Origin of the sequence: Akkermansia massiliensis, from assembly GCF_023516715.1 — a bacterium.
Taxonomy (GTDB): domain Bacteria; phylum Verrucomicrobiota; class Verrucomicrobiia; order Verrucomicrobiales; family Akkermansiaceae; genus Akkermansia; species Akkermansia massiliensis.
Map to the genome: position 1 here is coordinate 368,020 of NZ_JAMGSI010000001.1, position 17,778 is coordinate 385,797.

The 17,778-nt window shown below is 60.1% G+C and carries 13 protein-coding genes; 12 read left to right on the forward strand and 1 reads right to left on the reverse strand.

Going from position 1 to position 17,778, the window contains the following annotated elements:
• Window positions 1-171: 171 nt before the first annotated feature.
• The 12 genes from M8N44_RS01645 to trpA all read left to right on the forward strand — a co-directional run bounded on the left by M8N44_RS01645 (window position 172) and on the right by trpA (window position 14,000).
• The gene (locus M8N44_RS01645) at window positions 172-879 is read left to right on the forward strand and encodes a prepilin-type N-terminal cleavage/methylation domain-containing protein (protein WP_180970953.1); all 708 of its coding nucleotides are present in this window, start codon (window positions 172-174) and stop codon (window positions 877-879) included.
• A 42-nt stretch (window positions 880-921) separates the two neighbouring features.
• Window positions 922-1,707 carry a type IV pilus modification PilV family protein gene (locus M8N44_RS01650; RefSeq protein ID WP_102722735.1) on the forward strand — a complete coding sequence of 262 codons (786 nt, stop codon included), beginning with the start codon at window positions 922-924 and terminating at the stop codon, window positions 1,705-1,707.
• Window positions 1,708-1,737: 30 nt separating this feature from the next.
• Window positions 1,738-2,808 (forward strand): PulJ/GspJ family protein, encoded by a 1,071-nt coding sequence (locus tag M8N44_RS01655; protein WP_022397253.1) that lies wholly within the window; start codon window positions 1,738-1,740, stop codon window positions 2,806-2,808.
• A 90-nt stretch (window positions 2,809-2,898) separates the two neighbouring features.
• Window positions 2,899-3,639 (forward strand): lipoyl protein ligase domain-containing protein, encoded by a 741-nt coding sequence (locus tag M8N44_RS01660; RefSeq protein WP_022397252.1) that lies wholly within the window; start codon window positions 2,899-2,901, stop codon window positions 3,637-3,639.
• Window positions 3,640-3,660: 21 nt separating this feature from the next.
• Window positions 3,661-4,650, forward strand: coding sequence for an aldo/keto reductase (locus M8N44_RS01665; protein WP_102722737.1), 990 nt, complete (start codon window positions 3,661-3,663; stop codon window positions 4,648-4,650).
• Between the two features lie 397 nt (window positions 4,651-5,047).
• A complete protein-coding gene (locus tag M8N44_RS01670) occupies window positions 5,048-7,276 on the forward strand; it encodes a sodium-translocating pyrophosphatase (protein ID WP_022397250.1) in 2,229 nt (742 codons plus the stop codon).
• Between the two features lie 351 nt (window positions 7,277-7,627).
• The gene (locus tag M8N44_RS01675; protein WP_180975240.1) at window positions 7,628-9,034 is read left to right on the forward strand and encodes an anthranilate synthase component I family protein; all 1,407 of its coding nucleotides are present in this window, start codon (window positions 7,628-7,630) and stop codon (window positions 9,032-9,034) included.
• Window positions 9,018-10,610 (forward strand): anthranilate phosphoribosyltransferase, encoded by a 1,593-nt coding sequence (gene trpD, locus M8N44_RS01680; protein WP_102726867.1) that lies wholly within the window; start codon window positions 9,018-9,020, stop codon window positions 10,608-10,610. The genes M8N44_RS01675 and trpD overlap by 17 nt, the downstream gene beginning before the upstream one ends.
• Window positions 10,600-11,385: an indole-3-glycerol phosphate synthase TrpC gene (locus M8N44_RS01685; RefSeq protein ID WP_102728853.1), complete on the forward strand. Its 786-nt coding sequence runs from the start codon at window positions 10,600-10,602 to the stop codon at window positions 11,383-11,385. The genes trpD and M8N44_RS01685 overlap by 11 nt, the downstream gene beginning before the upstream one ends.
• On the forward strand, window positions 11,382-12,029 hold the full coding sequence (locus M8N44_RS01690) for a phosphoribosylanthranilate isomerase (RefSeq protein WP_102728852.1): 648 nt from the start codon (window positions 11,382-11,384) through the stop codon (window positions 12,027-12,029). Before M8N44_RS01685 ends, M8N44_RS01690 begins: the two co-directional genes overlap by 4 nt.
• A complete protein-coding gene (gene trpB, locus M8N44_RS01695; protein WP_102728851.1) occupies window positions 12,026-13,198 on the forward strand; it encodes a tryptophan synthase subunit beta in 1,173 nt (390 codons plus the stop codon). Before M8N44_RS01690 ends, trpB begins: the two co-directional genes overlap by 4 nt.
• A gap of 22 nt (window positions 13,199-13,220) precedes the next feature.
• Window positions 13,221-14,000, forward strand: coding sequence for a tryptophan synthase subunit alpha (gene trpA / locus M8N44_RS01700; protein ID WP_180975239.1), 780 nt, complete (start codon window positions 13,221-13,223; stop codon window positions 13,998-14,000).
• 125 nt (window positions 14,001-14,125) lie between these two features.
• Here trpA and M8N44_RS01705 read toward each other — a convergent pair whose 3' ends face one another.
• Entirely contained in the window at window positions 14,126-17,380 is a 3,255-nt protein-coding gene (locus M8N44_RS01705; RefSeq protein WP_102749512.1) for an autotransporter outer membrane beta-barrel domain-containing protein, read from the reverse strand.
• Window positions 17,381-17,778: the final 398 nt, after the last annotated feature.

Sequence of the window (17,778 nt, forward strand, 5' to 3'; positions counted from 1 at the left end):
CCGTTCTTCCGGATGGTTCATGGCGCCGGGGATGATCCGGGGGTGAAACCCCGCCGGATTTTTATTCGGACCGGAACATATCAGGCATTCCCGTTTCTCAAAAAATGATTGCCGTGCCCGTGTGAAACGGGTAGCATGCCAAAAATCGTTGTTCAATCCTGCATCATCTGTATGAGATATTTTTCCAAGCATTCCGGAACGGCTTCGCACTGTTCCTCGTCAGGGAGCAAGGGGTTTACCCTGGTGGAACTGATTGTCGTCATCACCATTATGGTTGCCATGATGGCCTTGGCCGCCAGCATGTTAAGAGGCGGGGGCAGGGGGCAGGGCCTCCAGTCCGCCGTGGAGATGGTGGACGGCATGGTGCAGGAAGCCCGCCTGGACGCCATGGGCAAGGGAACGTGGAGCCGCCTGATTATCGTGAGCACTCCTGAGGACGAAGCCCGCAACATGCGCACGCTGGGCGTGATGTCCAAAAATACGCGCACCGGAAAGTGGCATCTGGTCAACCGTTTGCAGACTCTTCCCGCCGGGTTTTACATCAGCCCCACCTACAGCACCCTGCTGGAAGGCTCCAAGAAGACCAAGGGCAAGTCCGCAGCCCGTAGCTTTGCCAGCCGTGACGGGCAGGATACCGTCAATCTTCCGGGCAACCGGATGACGGATATTTATTTCATTGAGTTTGACGAGGAAGGCCGCATGTCCCAGCCGAACGCCCCCACCCGCCTGGTGGTGGTTTCCGGTTCCGCCGGAAACGGCAAGGAGGAGAAACCGACTCCGATGGTGGACGGCAAGCCGGGCCTGGCAGGCGGCATCGTGATTTATCCCAAAGGCAATATCAGCCGGCTGAGGACGACGGAGCAGGTGATTCCCAACTAATTCATATTTTACCGGATTTCCCATTTTATGTTGACCAAGTGTATGAAACAGTCTCGTGCCAAGGGGTTCACCCTGACGGAAGTGGTGCTTGCGATCGGCGTGGTTGCCGTGCTGATCGTGGTGTTCATGGCCATGTTCATTCCAGCCAGAAGGACGGTTCAGTCCGCTCTGACCATCCGCGAAGCGGACCGCATCGTCCACGCCCTGACGGCGGAACTTGGAGAGCTTCGCAATTCCGAGCGTGCCGCTCCCAATGCCAGAAAGTCTTCCACCACCAGATATATTTCCGCTTTTGACAAGGCGTTTTACTGGATGCAGTTTACGTCCAAACCCGCTACGACCATTCTTGTTTACAATTACAGGGCGGATCTGACCAAGGGCGCCCGCAAGGACGGCACACCTCAGCCCTGGCTGGAGGAAGGTGGGAGCATCCCCGGGCAGAATACGGCGGTGGTGACGGGAGTTTGCCTAGCGAACAACAAGGACCGCTGGGATGATTTCAAGGCGCTTGTCGGCCCCGTCTTCGCCGTGCGCATGACCCAGCTGGTGGTGGAGCGCATGGATTCCAACGCTTACGGGTACAAGCTGGCTCCCAAGTACGGGACGATTTACAATCCCTACAACCGCGGCAAGGTGATTACGGAGCCTTCCCTGTACGTTTATACGCCGGAGAAGGGCGGCGGCCTGAATTTGCCGTGGGGGGCGGAAGTCCTGTACCAGGCGGAGTTTTTCCAGCTGTTGAATACGGACCCTGAACGTTTGCAGCACCTGACGTGGGAGAATTTGAAGACTCCCATCTTTACGCGCAATCTCGCTTTCCGCCGCTAACGGGCATTATCTGAAGACCTCTGAAAAATCATGAAGACATTTGCCAAAATCAAATCCGGCGCGTTCACCCTGATTGAGCTCCTGGCAGCCATGACCATCACCACCGTGCTGGTGCTGGTGATTGTGGCCCTGACCTCCCGCGGGGTGGATATCTGGAGATGGGTGCTGCAGGATGTGCGGACCACCACGCTTGCCCGCACGGCCATGGATACCATGACCAAGGATTTTGAGAGCATGCAGTTCCGTGCCGGTAATCCCTTTGAATGGATGCTGGTGCAGCGGGACAGCGATCTGGTTTCCCGCGCGACCAAGACCACGGCGTCCAGGAAGAAGGGCGGTTCTTCCGCTCTGAATGAAGCCCGCGTGAACCTGATGACCATGGGGCCGGAAGGCGCCAAGATCACGAATGCCTCCCAGTTGATTTTCTTTACCACGGCTACGGACCGCAATCCTGCCAAGTCCAGCATGGACATGCGGAACGACCGCATCATCGGTGACGTGAATTGCGTGGGGTACAAGCTGCTTTACCGTGACCAGATTCTGGACCAGGACGCTACGGCGGAGTCTGACGGCTTTCCGGTTTATTCCCTGTACCGCAATTTGATCAGCGCGGAGGATACCGTGCAGAATCTCCTGGGCCAGCAGGACCTTTGGTCCGCTTATACCCGCTACCAGCAGGATGAGACCATTCCCGCCAATTTCCTGGTGGAAAACGTGGTGGAAATGACGCTGATTTTTGAAGTGGACTACCAGAAGAAGATCGGCAATTCCGGCAGCAACAAGTCGGACAAGGATGCCACGCAGCGGGCGTCCGTGCTGGTGCCCGTCATGACGACGGGGGCCAACCGGCTCGGTTCCTGCACCCAGATGGATGTGTACGGCAACCGTCTGGACATCATCGGCAGCAGCGTGAATATTGACGATTTGAAGTCCGGACGCGTCACTGCCGTGACGATTTCCATGACGGTGGTGACGGATGAAGGCATGGCCCTGGTGGACCAGATCCGGCAGAAGAAGCGTCCCGCCCCCTCTCCGGAGGAATTCTTTGAGCGCTATACCCGGTCCTTCACCCAGCGCGTAGCATTGCCCATGAACCGTTAGGCCTGTAGTATGGGGGCTGATGGAAGCGGGTTTTTCCGCTGCCGTTTCCCGCCCGGAGCGTCCTGCCGTTATTTACACTGTAGTTGCAAAATGTCTGGTTTCGCAAATGTCGTCGGCAATTTGTCCCCTCTGCCGGAGCTGGTGCTGTGGCGCGACCCGGTCGCTAGAAGCGGGGAGGAAGCCATGGCCGTGGATGAAGCCCTGCTGGAATGGGGAGAGAAGCCCGTGCTGCGTGCATACCGCTGGGCGGAGCCGACCGTGACCTACGGTTATTTTGACGAGGAAGCCACGGCACGCGCCATTTTTCCGGGAGAGGAACTCCATTTTGTCCGCCGCTGGACGGGCGGGGGAATTGTGGACCACCGGCAGGACATTCCCTTTACCCTGGCCATGCACCGCCGGGGAGAGAAGGAACGGCCTTCCAGCGCCACCCTGTACCGATGGATTCACGGGGCTTTGGCCCGTGTTTTGAGAGATTGCGGCGTGGAGTGCGTGATGCTGGACGGAGACGCCCCGGACGGTGGCCGCGCCTGTTTTGCCAGCCCCGTGACGAGTGATTTAGTACTTCCCGGCGGGGAAAAGCTGGCCGGTGGCGGCCAGAGAAGAGTCCGCGGCGGCGTTCTCCATCAGGGGAGCATCCAGAATTGCCTTCTTCCCGCCGGATGGGATGAAATGCTGGCCGCCCGTCTGGCGGACGGACATTCCCTGTGCGTGGAAGCGGAGCTGTTTCCCGGCATGAACGCTAGGGTGGCGGAGCTGCTGGCATCCAAATACCGCACGGAGGCATGGCGCTCCGGCGTGCGGCATGAGCGTACTTCCCATGCCCGGTGAACCTTCCCGTTTTTCCTTCCGATGAGTTACCTCCCCGATCCCGGCCGTTACAGTCATCTGGACTATCGCCGTTGCGGGCGCAGCGGGCTGCTGCTTCCTCCCGTTTCCCTGGGGCTTTGGCACAATTTCGGCGCTGCCGACGATTTCGAGAATGCGCGGCAGCTTATCCATGGCGCGTTTGACGCCGGCATCACGTATTTTGACCTGGCGAACAATTACGGGCCGCCTCCCGGCGCGGCGGAAGAATGCTTTGGCCGCATTTTCATGCAGGATTTGTCCCGTTTCCGTGACGAGCTTGTCATCGCTACCAAGGCAGGGCACCTGATGTGGGCCGGACCGTACGGGGACTGGGGTTCCCGCAAGCATATGCTTTCCAGCCTGGACCAGTCCCTTTCCCGCATGAAGCTGGATTACGTGGATATTTTTTATGCGCACCGGCATGACCCGGAGACTCCGCTGGAAGAGACGGCGGGGGCCCTCGTCACGGCGGTCCGGTCCGGAAAGGCCTTGTATGCCGGTATTTCCAAATTCCCGGCAGAGCAAACCAGGCAGATATGCGCCATGCTCAGGGAGGCCGGCGTGCCGTGCCTGGTCCACCAGCTCCGTTACAACATGTTCAACCGGGAGCCGGAAGAGTCCGTTTTTCAGGCCATCCGTGAAACGGGCACCGGGTGCGTCGCCTTTTCCCCCCTGGCCCAGGGGATGCTGACGGACCGTTATCTGGAGGGAATTCCCGCGGATTCCCGTGCGGCAGGTTCCTCCGTCTTTTTAACGGAAGAACGGGTCCGGGAGCATGGGGAGAAAATTCGCAGCCTGGCTGCCCTGGCCCGGAGCCGCGGCCAGAGCCTCGCCCAGATGGCGCTGGCCTGGGTGTTGAGAGACCCCGTGGTGACCACGGCCCTGATAGGCGCCAGCCGCCCCCAGCAAGTCATGGATTGCCTGAAAGCCCTGGAAAATACGCGGTTCACCGCGGAGGAGCTTTCCATCATTGACGGAATGGCGGACAGGTAGGCGCTGTTTTTTCCAATGGGAGCGTTTGCTTTTTCTTTTTATCCAGTTTTCCCGGAATCAGGGCAGCTTCAAGAATTGCCGGAGATAGCTGGCCAAGGAGAGCACATTGCGCGGAATACCACGGTTTTTTGCCGTTTTCCAGGGTTTCCGGCAGCAGAAAACCGTAACAAGAAGTAGGCAGGGGGAAAGAGGTGCGGCCCAGCCGCTTCCGGAACCTCCGGAGTCAATTTGGATTAATCGGTGCGGTACTTGCTTCTTCCGTGAATCCGCCGGATTTTCCTGCGGTGCTGGTCTTTCCGCAGGAAGGTGAATTTTCCGTTCCGAACGGAGGTTTTTTCTTGGAGTAAAGTGGACCAGGTGTTATGTTCCTACCACTTTAATTTAAAGTGTACTGACAATGATAACCATCCAGGATTTATTTTGGCTCATCCCATCGGCTTCCGTGCTGGCCCTCATTTTTGCGGCCGTCTTTTTTTACCGCATGAAAGCCCAGGATGAGGGGAACGAGGTCATGAAAATGATCGCCAAGCACGTTCGCAGCGGCGCCATGGCCTATCTGCGGCAGCAATACAAGATCGTCACGATCTTCTTTGTGCTGATTACCGTCGTATTCGCTTTTCTGGCGTACTGCCTCCATATCCAGAATCCCTGGGTGCCGTTCGCGTTCATTTCCGGCGGCTTTTTCTCCGGCCTGGCCGGCTACATCGGCATGAAGACGGCCACATACGCTTCCGGCCGCGTGGCGAACGCCTGCCGCCACTCCCTGGACGCCGGCCTGCAGATCGCCTTCCGTTCGGGCGCCGTGCTCGGCCTGACCGTCGTGGGCCTTGCCATGCTTGACATTGGCGTCTGGTACTGGGTGCTGGACTGGTTTTATGAAGACATGGAGCTTTCCATGCGCCTGGTCGTCATCACCACCACCATGCTGACCTTCGGCATGGGGGCCTCCCTCCAGGCCCTGTTCGCCCGCGTGGGCGGCGGCATTTTCACGAAGGCCGCGGACGTAGGGGCCGACCTGGTGGGGAAGGTGGAAGCCGGCATTCCGGAGGACGACCCCCGCAATCCCGCCACCATCGCGGATAACGTGGGCGACAACGTGGGGGACGTGGCCGGCATGGGCGCGGACCTTTACGAGTCCTACTGCGGTTCCATTCTGGCATCCGCGGCTCTTGGCGCCGCGGCTTACATGGCCGTGCCGGAAATGGCGATCAAGGCCGTTCTCACACCCATGCTGATCGCCGCCCTCGGCACCATTCTCTCCCTGCTGGGCGTGTATGCGGTGCGCGTAAAGCGCGGCGCTTCCCAGACGGAGCTGATGGCCGCCCTGAACCGCGGCATCAACCTGAGCTCCTTCCTGATCGCCATCGCCTCCGCCTTCCTGCTCCAGCTCATCGGCCTGGACAACTGGGCGGGCATCTGGGGCGCCATCGTCACCGGCCTGGCGGTGGGCATCATCATCGGGAAGAGCACGGAGCATTACACCTCCCATGACTCCTATCCCTGCCGCAAGATCGCCCACAGCGCGAAGACGGGGCCCGCCACCGTCATCATCTCCGGCATCGGCATCGGCATGATTTCCACCTGCATTCCCGTGATCACCATCGTCGTGGGCACCGTGCTGGCCTACGGCATGGCCTCCGGGGACTGGCATTTCACCGGCGCTGAAATGAGCAAGGGCCTGTACGGCATCGGCATTGCCGCCGTCGGCATGCTTTCCACCCTGGGCCTGACCCTGGCGACGGACGCCTACGGCCCCATTTCCGACAACGCCGGGGGCAATGCGGAGATGAGCAAGCTGGACCCGGAAGTGCGCCGCCGCACGGACGCCCTGGACGCCCTGGGCAACACGACCGCCGCCACGGGCAAGGGCTTCGCCATCGGTTCCGCCGCGCTGACCGCGCTGGCCCTGCTGGCCTCCTACATTGAAGAGCTGAAGATTTCCATCCAGCATTGGGGGGACGCCACCGGAAACACCATGTACAAGATCAATGACGCGGTGAGCGTGGAAGTGTCCAAGATAGCTTCTTGCACGTTGCCTGAATTCATGAATTACTTCCAGGTGACCCTGATGAACCCGAAAGTGCTCATGGGCCTCTTCGTGGGCGCCATGATGTCCTTCCTGTTCTGCGGCCTGACCATGAACGCCGTGGGCCGCGCCGCGGAGAAGATGGTGAAGGAAGTGCGCCGCCAGTTCAAGGAAATCAAGGGCATCCTGACCGGGGAAGCGGAACCGGATTACGTGCGCTGTGTGGAAATCTCCACGGCGGGCGCGCAGCATGAAATGATCTGGCCGTCCGTGCTGGCGGTCATCACCCCCATCTGCATGGGCCTCGTGTTCGGCGTTCCCGGCGTGTTCGGGCTGCTGGCCGGCGGCCTGGCCTCCGGCTTCGTACTGGCCGTGTTCATGGCGAACTCCGGCGGCGCATGGGACAATGCCAAGAAGTACATTGAGCAGGGCCACGTGGGCGGCAAGGGATCGGAAAGCCATAAGGCCGCCGTCATCGGCGACACCGTGGGCGACCCCTTCAAGGATACGTCCGGCCCCTCCCTGAACATCCTGATCAAGCTCATGAGCATGGTGGCCATCGTCACCGCCGGCGTCAACATCGCCGTGACGCTGTTCTAAAGGTTGACAGTCATTATATTCAAGGCCCGTGGATTCAGTGGAATCCACGGGCTTTTTTTCCGGCGGCAGGAAGGACGCCGTGGATTTTTTTCGCCATTGACGGAAAGTTTTTTTGACAACGCCGGGCGGGAGGAGTAATAAACGCGCAGATGCAATTCAGCACTGGACAGCCCTTTTTTAGCACGACCCGTTATTATGGCAACGGCTATTGGTGGCGTATACCCATGTCCGGACGGGGGAATCCCGATGTGCAGTAGTAGCATCCAGCTATGACCGTTTTTCAAGAACTGCTTTGATTCCTCCGAGAGTCAAAGCAGTTTTTTTATTTTCAACTTACACCATCATCCATCCATGCAACCACCATCCATCATCACCCTCCAACAGCGCAGCCGGCGGCTGAGCGCCGATTTGGAGACGCCCATCAGCCTGTTCCTGAGCCTGACCCAGAACCAAACTCCCGGCCTTCTGCTGGAGAGCGCGGAGGTGGATGGTAGATGGGGCCGCTACAGCGTCATCGCCTGCGATTACCTGATGACCGTTTCCTGCGTGGACGCCAGGCTTTCCCTTTCCATCAGCGACGACCGCCTGGCTTCCCTGAAGGAGCTGGAAGGCATGCTTTACCTGGACGGCCTGCGCTCCCTGATGCAGCGTCTGGAACTGGTGGGGGACGACATGAGGCAGGCTCCCATCACGCGGGCTCTGTACGGCTACTTCGGGTATGAAACCGCCGCCCTGTTCCAGCCCAAGCTGGCGCAGACCATCAGTCCCTCTTCCGCGGAATCCTGCCTGGTATTGGCGGGCACAGTGATCGTGTTTGACCATTTGTACAACCGCCTCACCCAGATCAGCCTGGGCGAACACCGGGACCTGTCCCACGCGCCCCTTCAGGAGACGGAAGAACCTTCCGTCGGGGAGGTTTCCCGCACGCCGGACCAGGCGGGCTACATGAAGGGCGTGGAGCATATCAAGGAACTGCTCCATGACGGAGAAGCCATCCAGGTGGTGCTTTCCTCCCAGGCCTCCGCGGAGTTCCACGGTGACGCCTTCACGCTGTACCGCCGCATGCGCAGCATCAATCCCTCCCCGTACATGTTCTTCATGCGGCTGCCGGAAGTGACGCTGTTCGGCTCCTCCCCGGAACTGATGGTGCGGTGCACGGACGGCAAGCTCCAGCTCTCCCCCATTGCCGGGACGCGCAAGCGCGGCAGGGACGATGAGGAAGACTCCGCACTGGCCGCCGACCTGCTGAAGGACCCGAAGGAGTGCTCTGAACACGTGATGCTGGTGGACCTGGGCCGCAACGACCTGGGCCGCGTCGCCAAGCCCGGCTCCGTGAAGCTGGAACGCCTGATGGAGATTGAACGTTTTTCCCATGTGATGCACATGACTTCCCGCGTGACCGCCCAGGTGAACGACGGATTGGACGCCCTGGACATCCTCGGCGCGGCCTTCCCCGCCGGAACGGTCAGCGGCGCTCCCAAGGTGCGGGCCATGGAAATCCTGGCGGAGGAGGAACCCCTGCCGCGCGGGCCGTACGCCGGCTGCATCGGCTGGCTGGGGCTGGACAGGAACGGCGTCCACATGGATTCCGGCATTACCATCCGCAGCATGTGGGTGAAGGACGGCCGCATCCACTGGCAGGCGGGCGCCGGCATCGTGTACGATTCAGATCCGGCCGCCGAATGGCAGGAGTGCATGAACAAAGGCAAGATTATTGACGTTATTTTGAAAGGAGAAGACCATGTTTCTGTTCATTGATAATTACGATTCCTTCTCGTGGAATCTGGTGCAGGCGTTTTACGCCCTGGGCCGCAAGCCCGTGGTGTACGCGAATGACGATCCGCGCATTCTGGACCTGGCGGCCAGCCCGGAGCTGGAGGCCGTGTGCATTTCCCCCGGCCCCAGCCATCCGCGCAACGCCGGGCTGTGCCTGGAGTTCCTGAAACGCCTCCCCGCCGCCGTTCCCGTGCTGGGCGTATGCCTGGGGCACCAGCTCCTGGGCTACTTCGCCGGAGCGGAGGTTTCCCGCGCTCCGTACGTGATGCACGGGAAGAGCTCGGACATCATCCATGACGGTTCGGGGCTGTTCACCGGCCTTCCCAATCCCATGACCGTGGGCCGCTACCATTCCCTGGTGGTCCAGTCCAAGGAGGACGAGCCGAACTCCCGTTTTACCGTCACCTCCCGCGGGCCGGAAGGGGAAGTCATGGCCCTGCGCTATAATGACCGCCCCTGGGTGGGCATCCAGTTCCATCCGGAATCCATCCTGACGCCGGACGGCCTCCAGCTCCTGGGCAACTTCCCGGACAACATCGTTCCGGCAGGGCAGAAGGAAAAGCGCATCAACCGCATTCTGGACACGCTGGCCGCCGGGCAGGACCTGACGGCGGACATGGCCGCCGCGGGCTTTGCGGACATCATGGACGGCCGCATGACCCCGGCCCAGGCGGGCTGCTTCCTGATGGGCCTGCGCATGAAGGGAGAGACCCCGCTGGAGATGGCCCATGCCGTCGGCATCGCCCTGGGGCGCGCCAACCGTGTGGAAGGGCTGGAAGGGGACTGCATAGACGTGGTTGGCACGGGTGGCGACGGCCGCAGTTCTTTCAACTGCTCCACCGCCACGTCCCTGACGCTGGCCGGAATGGGGTACAAGGTAGTGAAGCACGGCAACCGCGCCGTGTCTTCCTCCTGCGGCTCCGCGGACGCCCTGGAAGGCCTGGGCTTCCCGCTGGACGTGGCTCCGGAGGACGTGCAGCGCCTGCTGGACGAGCGGAACTTCGCCTTCCTGTTCGCGCCCAATTTCCATCCCGCCTTCCGCAATGTGGGCCCCATCCGCAGGGAGCTGGGCATACGTACCCTGTTCAACCTGCTGGGGCCCCTCATTAATCCGGCGCGTCCCACGCACATCCTGCTGGGCGTGGCCCGTCCGGAGCTGGTGGAACTGCTGGCGGAGACGCTCAGCCAGTCCCATATCCGCAGGGCCGCCGTGGTGTACGGCGCAGGAGGGTATGACGAGGTGACGCCGCTGGGACCCACCAAGATGATGATCGTCCATAACGGCAGGCTGACGCCCATGACCCTGGACCCCGCGGACTACGGCATCCAGCCCTGCGAACCGGAGGACCTGGCCGTTCGGTCCAAATCGGAAGCCGTGGCTGTGCTGAAGGACATTCTGGCGGGGAAAGGCCCGCGCGCCATGATGGACATGGTGATTCTCAATGTGGGGGTGGCCATGTTCCTGCTGGAGGACCACATGGACCTGGCCGTCTGCATGGCGAAGGCCCGCGAGGCCGTCTGCGCCGGGGTAGGAAGGAGAACGCTCCATGCTGCTTGACCGGTTCAGGGAAGCCAAGGCGGAGGAAATAGCCCTGCTCACGGACATGGCCTCCCGCCGGGAGCTGCCCCGTCCCTGGAAGGGGCGCAGGCCGGACTTCCTGAAAGCCATTGCGGAGCCGCCCGCCGGGCAGCCCGTGGCCGTGATTGCGGAGTTCAAGCAGTCCTCCCCGTCGCGCGGCGTCATCGCCACCGGGCTGAAACCGGAGGAAGTGGCGGAACAGTATGCCGCGGCGGGCGCTTCCTGCATCTCCGTGCTGACGGAGGAGCGGTATTTCGGCGGCCGCATCGGGTATCTGGAGCGCATGAGCCGCGCCGGGCTTCCGCTGCTGCGCAAGGATTTCATTTTCCACCAGCTCCAGGTGATGGAGACGGCGTCCACGCCGGCCTCCGCCCTGCTGCTCATCGTGCGCCTGACGCCGGACGCGCGGACGCTCCGCATCCTGAGGGAACAGGCGGAAGCCTACGGCATGCACGCCGTGGTGGAGGTTTTTGACGAGTCGGACCTGGCAATTGCCCGGGAATCCGGCGCTCGCATCATCCAGGTGAATGCCCGTGACCTGGATACGCTTGAAACGGACAGGGCTGCCTGCCTGGACATGGGGAAACTCCGCCGTGAGGGGGAGGTGTGGATCGCCGCCAGCGCCATGAGCGCCGGGGCTCATCTCAGGGAAGCCGCGGAAGCGGGCTTCCAGGCCGTACTGATGGGGACTGCCCTGATGGACGGCGGAAAGCCGGGTGAAAAACTGGCTGCAATTTTAGAAGAAACAACATGAAGAAGCATTCATTCGCAATCAAGGTGTGCGGGATTACCCGCCAGAGCGATTTGTCAACCGCCATGGGGATGGGAGCCCATTTCTGCGGATTCATCTTTCATCCCAAAAGCCCGCGTTATATTGCTCCGTCACGCGCCGCGGCCCTGGACTCCGCGCTGATCCGCCGCGTGGGAGTCTTCGTGAACCAGAACGCGGAGGAAATCATGGACATCATGAAAACGGCCCGGCTGGAATTCGCCCAGCTTCACGGCGCACAATCCCTGGACTGCGCGCGCCGCATCGGTCCGGAAAAGGTGATCCGCGTACTGTGGCCGGACCGTTATGAATCCCTGGACGCCCTTCAGAAGGAAATGGAACTCTGGGCGGACAGCTGCGCCTGGTTCCTGCTGGATGCGGGCAGCCAGAGCGGCGGCCACGGCGTCTCCCTGGACTGGAACGCCCTGGCTTCCCTGAAATCCCCCCGGCCCTGGTTCCTGGCGGGCGGCCTTTCCTCCGCTTCCCTGAATAAGGCGCTGGAACAGTGCACCCCGAACGGCATTGACCTGAACTCCGGCGTGGAAGCCATCCCCGGCCAGAAAAGCCCGCAAAAGCTGCTGGCGGCCCTTAAATCACTCATCTCCTACACCCCTTACCATATCGCATGAACAAAGAAGGATATTTCGGCAACTTCGGCGGCCGCTTCGTACCGGAAGCGCTGCGCCCCCCGCTCATGGAGCTGGAGGAAGCCATGGCCACCATCATGCCGTCCCGCGAGTACCGGGACGCGCTCCAGGACCTGCTGGTCAACTACGCGGGTCGTGAAACGCCCCTCACGTTCTGCCCCCATCTCTCGGAAAAGCTGGGCTTCCGCCTGTGGCTGAAGCGGGAGGACCTGCTGCACACCGGAGCCCACAAGATCAACAACGCCCTCGGGCAGGCCCTTCTTGCCAAGATGATGGGGAAAACGCACCTCATTGCGGAAACCGGGGCGGGGCAGCACGGCGTGGCTACGGCCACGGCGGCGGCCCGGCTCAAGATGGACTGCACCATCTTCATGGGGGCGGAGGACGTGGAGCGCCAGTCCATGAACGTGATGCGCATGAAGCTGCTGGGCGCCCGCGTGTTTCCGATTGAAAACGGTTCCCGCACCCTGAAGGACGCCATTAACGAGGCCCTGCGCTACTGGATTTCCCATCAGGAGGACACCCTGTACTGCTTCGGCACGGCGGCGGGGCCCCACCCGTTCCCCACGCTGGTCAGGCAGCTCCAGTCCGTCATCGGCACGGAGGCCCGGGCCCAGATGCTGGAACGCGCCGGAAGGCTTCCGGACGTGGTAGTGGCGTGCGTGGGCGGCGGTTCCAACGCCATCGGCATGCTCCACCCCTTTGTGGAAGATGAAGGCGTTCGCCTGGTGGGCGTGGAGGCCGGAGGCACCGGGGAGCCCGGATGCTACAACTCCGCACCCATCAACCTGGGCAGCCCCGGCGTGCTGCACGGCCACGTGACCATGCTTTTACAGGATCAAGACGGGCAGATACAGCCGTCCCACTCCATCTCCGCCGGGCTGGACTACCCCGGCGTGGGGCCAGAGCACTCCCACCTGGCGGAAATCGGCCGGGTGCATTACGGCGTCATCTGTGACGCCTCCGCGCTGAACGCCTTCCAGACCCTGACGCAGGAGGAAGGCATTATCCCCGCTCTGGAATCCTCCCATGCCGTCGCGTGGGTGCTGGACCATGCGGACGAGCTGCCCGCGGGGGGTGACGTGCTGGTGAACCTCTCCGGCCGCGGAGACAAGGACCTGGGAATCGTTAAAAAATATCTGAACCTTTAAGCCGCATCTTTCCATGAACAACATGCAGAAATCACCGTTGCAGGAAGCCGTGGAGCGCGCCCATGCCCTCGGCAGGCGCGCCGTCATCCCCTTCATCACCGCCGGATTTCCTGACAAGGAATCCTTCTGGACCCATCTGGAGCGGATTGACGGAGCAGGGGCGGACATCATTGAAATAGGCGTTCCCTTCTCGGACCCCGTTGCGGACGGTCCTCTCATTGAACAGGCCTCACGGGACGCGCTGGCCCGCGGCGTAAGCCTGAAATGGATTCTAGACGGTCTGAAAGCCCGCAAGGGCCGCTTTTTCGCCAAACTGGCGCTGATGGGGTATGTGAACCCCTTTTACCAGTACGGGCTGGAACGGCTTGCCCTGGATGCGGCGGAAGCCGGAGTCAGCGGCTTCATCGTTCCGGACATGCCGCTGGAAGAATCCGGCATCTTCAGGGATGCCTTTGACCCCCACGGACTGACGCTCGTCACGCTGGTGGCTCCCAACACCTCCGTGGAACGAATGCGGGAATACAAGCCCCATACCTCCGGCTTCGTTTACGTGGTTTCCGTGCTGGGGACCACGGGAGGAAAGGTGGACCTGACGCAGAGCGTCACGGAAACCATGCGCCGCGCCCGGGCCGTATTTGACGTGCCGCTGGCGCTGGGCTTCGGACTCCAGACGCCGGACCAGCTGGATGCCCTGCCGGAAGACGCCCGTCCGGACGCCGCCGTTCTCGGCAGCGCCCTGCTCAGGCACATTGCGGAAGGGAAGGATGCGGCGGAATTCCTGGGCAAATGGACCGGAAAGTAAAATAACATTCCCCGTTAACGTTAAAAAGAGGCTGTGCAGTTGTTCTGCACAGCCTCTTTGCTGCTGGCCGCCCGTCAAAGATAAAGTAATTTTGACGGTTTTCCGGCGCCTGCAATCAGGCTCTGTCAATAGGCATAACTGACGCCGGCGTTAAACCGGTGCGCCGTGGCCTTGCTCCTTCCCTCAAACTCGTACCCTGCATACATCCTCCAGCGCGCGTTCAACTGCAGGGCGCTGTTCACGTTCACTCTCACCCCGTTCCGGTCAGGAGACGTTCCTTCCGCTTCCCAGCGGTACCCGTTGAGCAGCCGCTCCGCCTGCGCACTTGGGTTCCTGCGGTACACGTCCGGCACGTAGCTCACCATCGCGCTGTTGATCCATTCCCGGTCTTTCAGCTCACTGCGGTGCGTCAAGCCCACTCCCACCGGTACGCTCAGGTTCTTCAGGCGCCCCTTTTCAAAGCGCCTCGCGTCCCAGCCCGTTTCCGTAAACGCCTCCTGCGTCACGTCCGTATACTCCAGCCCCAGCATGACCTCCATTGCAACGGTCTCGTTTACCCGGCGGCTCCACTTCCCGGTGAATGTTCCAAACAGGGTTTCATTGGTCCACTTGCCGTGGGACCGGCCGCCCGTGTGGAAGGAATTCATCTTGTTGTCCGTCCAGCCATAGCCTGCCGTTCCCGTCACCAGCAACGTATTCTTCCTGTTGAGAACCTTGTGCCAGCCGCCGTAGAGCATGCCGATGCGCGTCTGCTGGTCAATATCTCCCGCAAAGCTGCGCCCGCGCATCTTGCCGTACAGGTCTCCGAAGCCCAGGCCCAGGATAGCGTGGGAAGTGATTCTCCTGTCCGCTCCCACGGAATAGCCGCCGCCGTGGTAGTCAAATCCGTCCCGTACTCCCTCGGAGGCGTGGTTGAGGAAATCCCCCATGCCCTTGACCCAGTAGTTGTTTTCCGGCCCGGTGATGAAGCGCTGGGCATCCAGGTTGCCCAGGGCGGCCCGGGACATCCCAAGCGCGTTGGCGGCGCTGGACCACATGGAGTTCATAGCCAGGGTACCTGCCAGTTCCGGAAGGATGTCCCGGATGGCGGAGTCCTCGGCGGGAGTCCAGACCAGTTGGAGTTGTTCCGGGAAGCCGTCACCATCCGCATCTACCCACTGGTGGCTCCAGGAGCCCATGTAGGCATAGGGGCTGTCCACCCGGTCGGACCCGGCAGCCAGAGAATGGGCGCCGGAGAAGTCATCCGTGTGGGTCTGGTTGGAGTCCGTCAGGACGATGAAGGTACGCTGCTGCTTCCAGGAATTGTCCGCATAGAAATAATCGGCGGATATCCCCGTGTCCATAATCCCTATAGAGCCGCCCAGGGTGAAGGAATCAGAGGCGGAGATGGAGAGGCCGGTGGTGTTTGCCTGCGTGGCGGTTTCCTGAGCCTGCTTTTGCATGTCAAAGACGAAGCCGCGGGAAAGATCCACGTTTTTGGCATTGATGAAGGCGGTGGTTCCGGGGCGCAGGACGGCGTCCCCATTCGTGATGGAGAAGGAGGCGGCATTGATGACGCTGCCCCCGGTGATTTCCAGAGTGCCGTGTTCCAGAGTCATGGAGGTATCGTCCCGCAGGCCGGCATTGCCGAAGACGACATTGTGTTCCAGGATGAGGGAGCCGCCGTAGAGGGTGGTTTGTCCCTTGAAATCGCTGTAGCGGCTGGCCACGAGGTGGGCGTTGTCCCCCTGGTAGAGTTCCCCGCTGAAGATGACAGTGCCATCCGTAGCGTGGGAGATGCCGTCGTCATCCGTGTACTGGTTGAGAGAGAGGGTGACGTTTTCCGTAGAACTAAAATAAGCCGCACTGGTGATCGGATCATTAAAGCGAACCTCCTTTTCTTGGGCGGCGGCCAGCTGGAGATGGTTGGTTCCGTCTACATGAATGGCGTTGGCAACGCCGTTTACCACGGAGAAGGAGCCGTCATTGTGTTGAGTGAACGTCCCCCCGGTCATGTTGCCGCTGAAGAGCACGTCATGCGTGAATGCCAGAAAGCGGCTGGAATTGTCGGTAGTGATCCCTTGCAGGTAAATGGCTCCACCGTAGGTAGAGGAATAGTTATTGGTGAAGATGGCGCCGTTACGGATCGTGAGGAAAGAGTTAACTCCCTGCATATAAATCGCTCCGCCAGAGGAGGTGGAGATGGAGTAGGAGTCTGAGGAAGCATAATTCCCGGAGAAGGTAACATTGTTTCCCAGAGTCAGCGTTGCATGGTCTCCCTCCATATGAATCGCTCCGCCAGAGGAGTTGGAGTAGTTGGAGGAGTAGTTGGAGGAGGAGTCTGAGTAAGCATAATTCCCGGAGAAGGTAACATTGTTTCCCAGAGTCAGCGTTGCATGGTCTCCCTCCATATGAATCGCTCCGCCAGAGGAGTTGGAGGAGTTGGAGGAGTAGTTGGAGGAGGAGTCTGAGTAAGCATAATTCCCGGAGAAGGTAGCGTTGTCCTCCAGCGTCAGCATTGCATGGTCTCCACGCATATAAATCGCTCCGCCAGAGGAGGTGGAGGTGGAGGCGATGGAGTAGGTGCCGGACTTGGAGAAAGTATAATTCCCGGAGAAGGTAGCGTTGCTCCCCAGGGTCAGCGTTGCATGGTCTCCCTCCATGTAAATTGCTCCGCCAAAGGAGGTGGAGGGGTAGTTGGATAAGTGGGAGGTGGAGTCGGAGAAAGTATAATTCCCGGAGAAGGTAGCGTTGTCCTCCAGAGTCACCGTTGTATCATCTCCACTCATAGCAATCGCTCCGCCAGAGGAGGAGGAAGAGGAGTAGTTGGAGGAGGAGAAAGCATAATTCCTGGAGAAGGTAGCGTTGTTCCCCAAGGTCAGCGTTGCATGGCCTCCCTCCATATCAATAGCTCCTCCGTAAGCACTATTGTTTGAATTATCAACATGGTTATTGAGAAATTGAACCTTTCCGGTGATTTCCAGAGATACGTTATCATCTGCTGTGCGTATCACTCCTGCGGTGCCATTGCTCCAGATGACGGAGTCCATCTCCAGCGTGTACTCTCCCGCTCCCAGGTCGTACAAGGGATTCTTACCCAGGCCGGATAAGTCTACGGCACAGAGTGCAGCCGGATCAGCGGAGCGGAAGTTGACAGGAACGGTTAGACCGGTAGTCAGGGAGGCGTCATCGTTGTTCAGAATCACCGTATCCCCGGCAACTAGGGCGACGGAGGAGACCAGTTCCTCCAGGGTGGAGTATATGTTATTGTCTGGATCGGAATATTGAGATGCGTCTACCATGAAGTCCGCCGCGGAGGCGGAGAAGGACAGGGAAATAATGGGAACCAGCAGAGAGGCCAGGAGGCTGCGGCGCAGCAACAAAGGAAGGATGGGTTTCATGATCAATAATAAGAATAAATATAGCCTTATGGCAAAGAGCAGAACTAAATAGCGGATTTCTAATCCGTATTTTTCTTCAGCCGCAGGAAGAAACTCAAGCAGGTACCATTTGAGAAATATCGGGTAACAGGATTGATTGTTGGAAAACTATGTATTTCTATGTGATTAAGTATTTTGGGGCATTAAGAAATTTACCGCGGCAAAAAAGAAAAGAATGAAGCATGGGGTTCTGAAAGATGAAGGGGTTTCGCTCAGCGCTTTATTTCAGAAGAGGAATTTGTCTTAAAATAATTCCCTATCATTGTAGTAGGATTGACATCGGATTAGAAATCCGTCACATGCCGGAAAAGGAGAAAATAATCATAGGACCCCGGAAGGAATAAACAGCTGGAATTCCT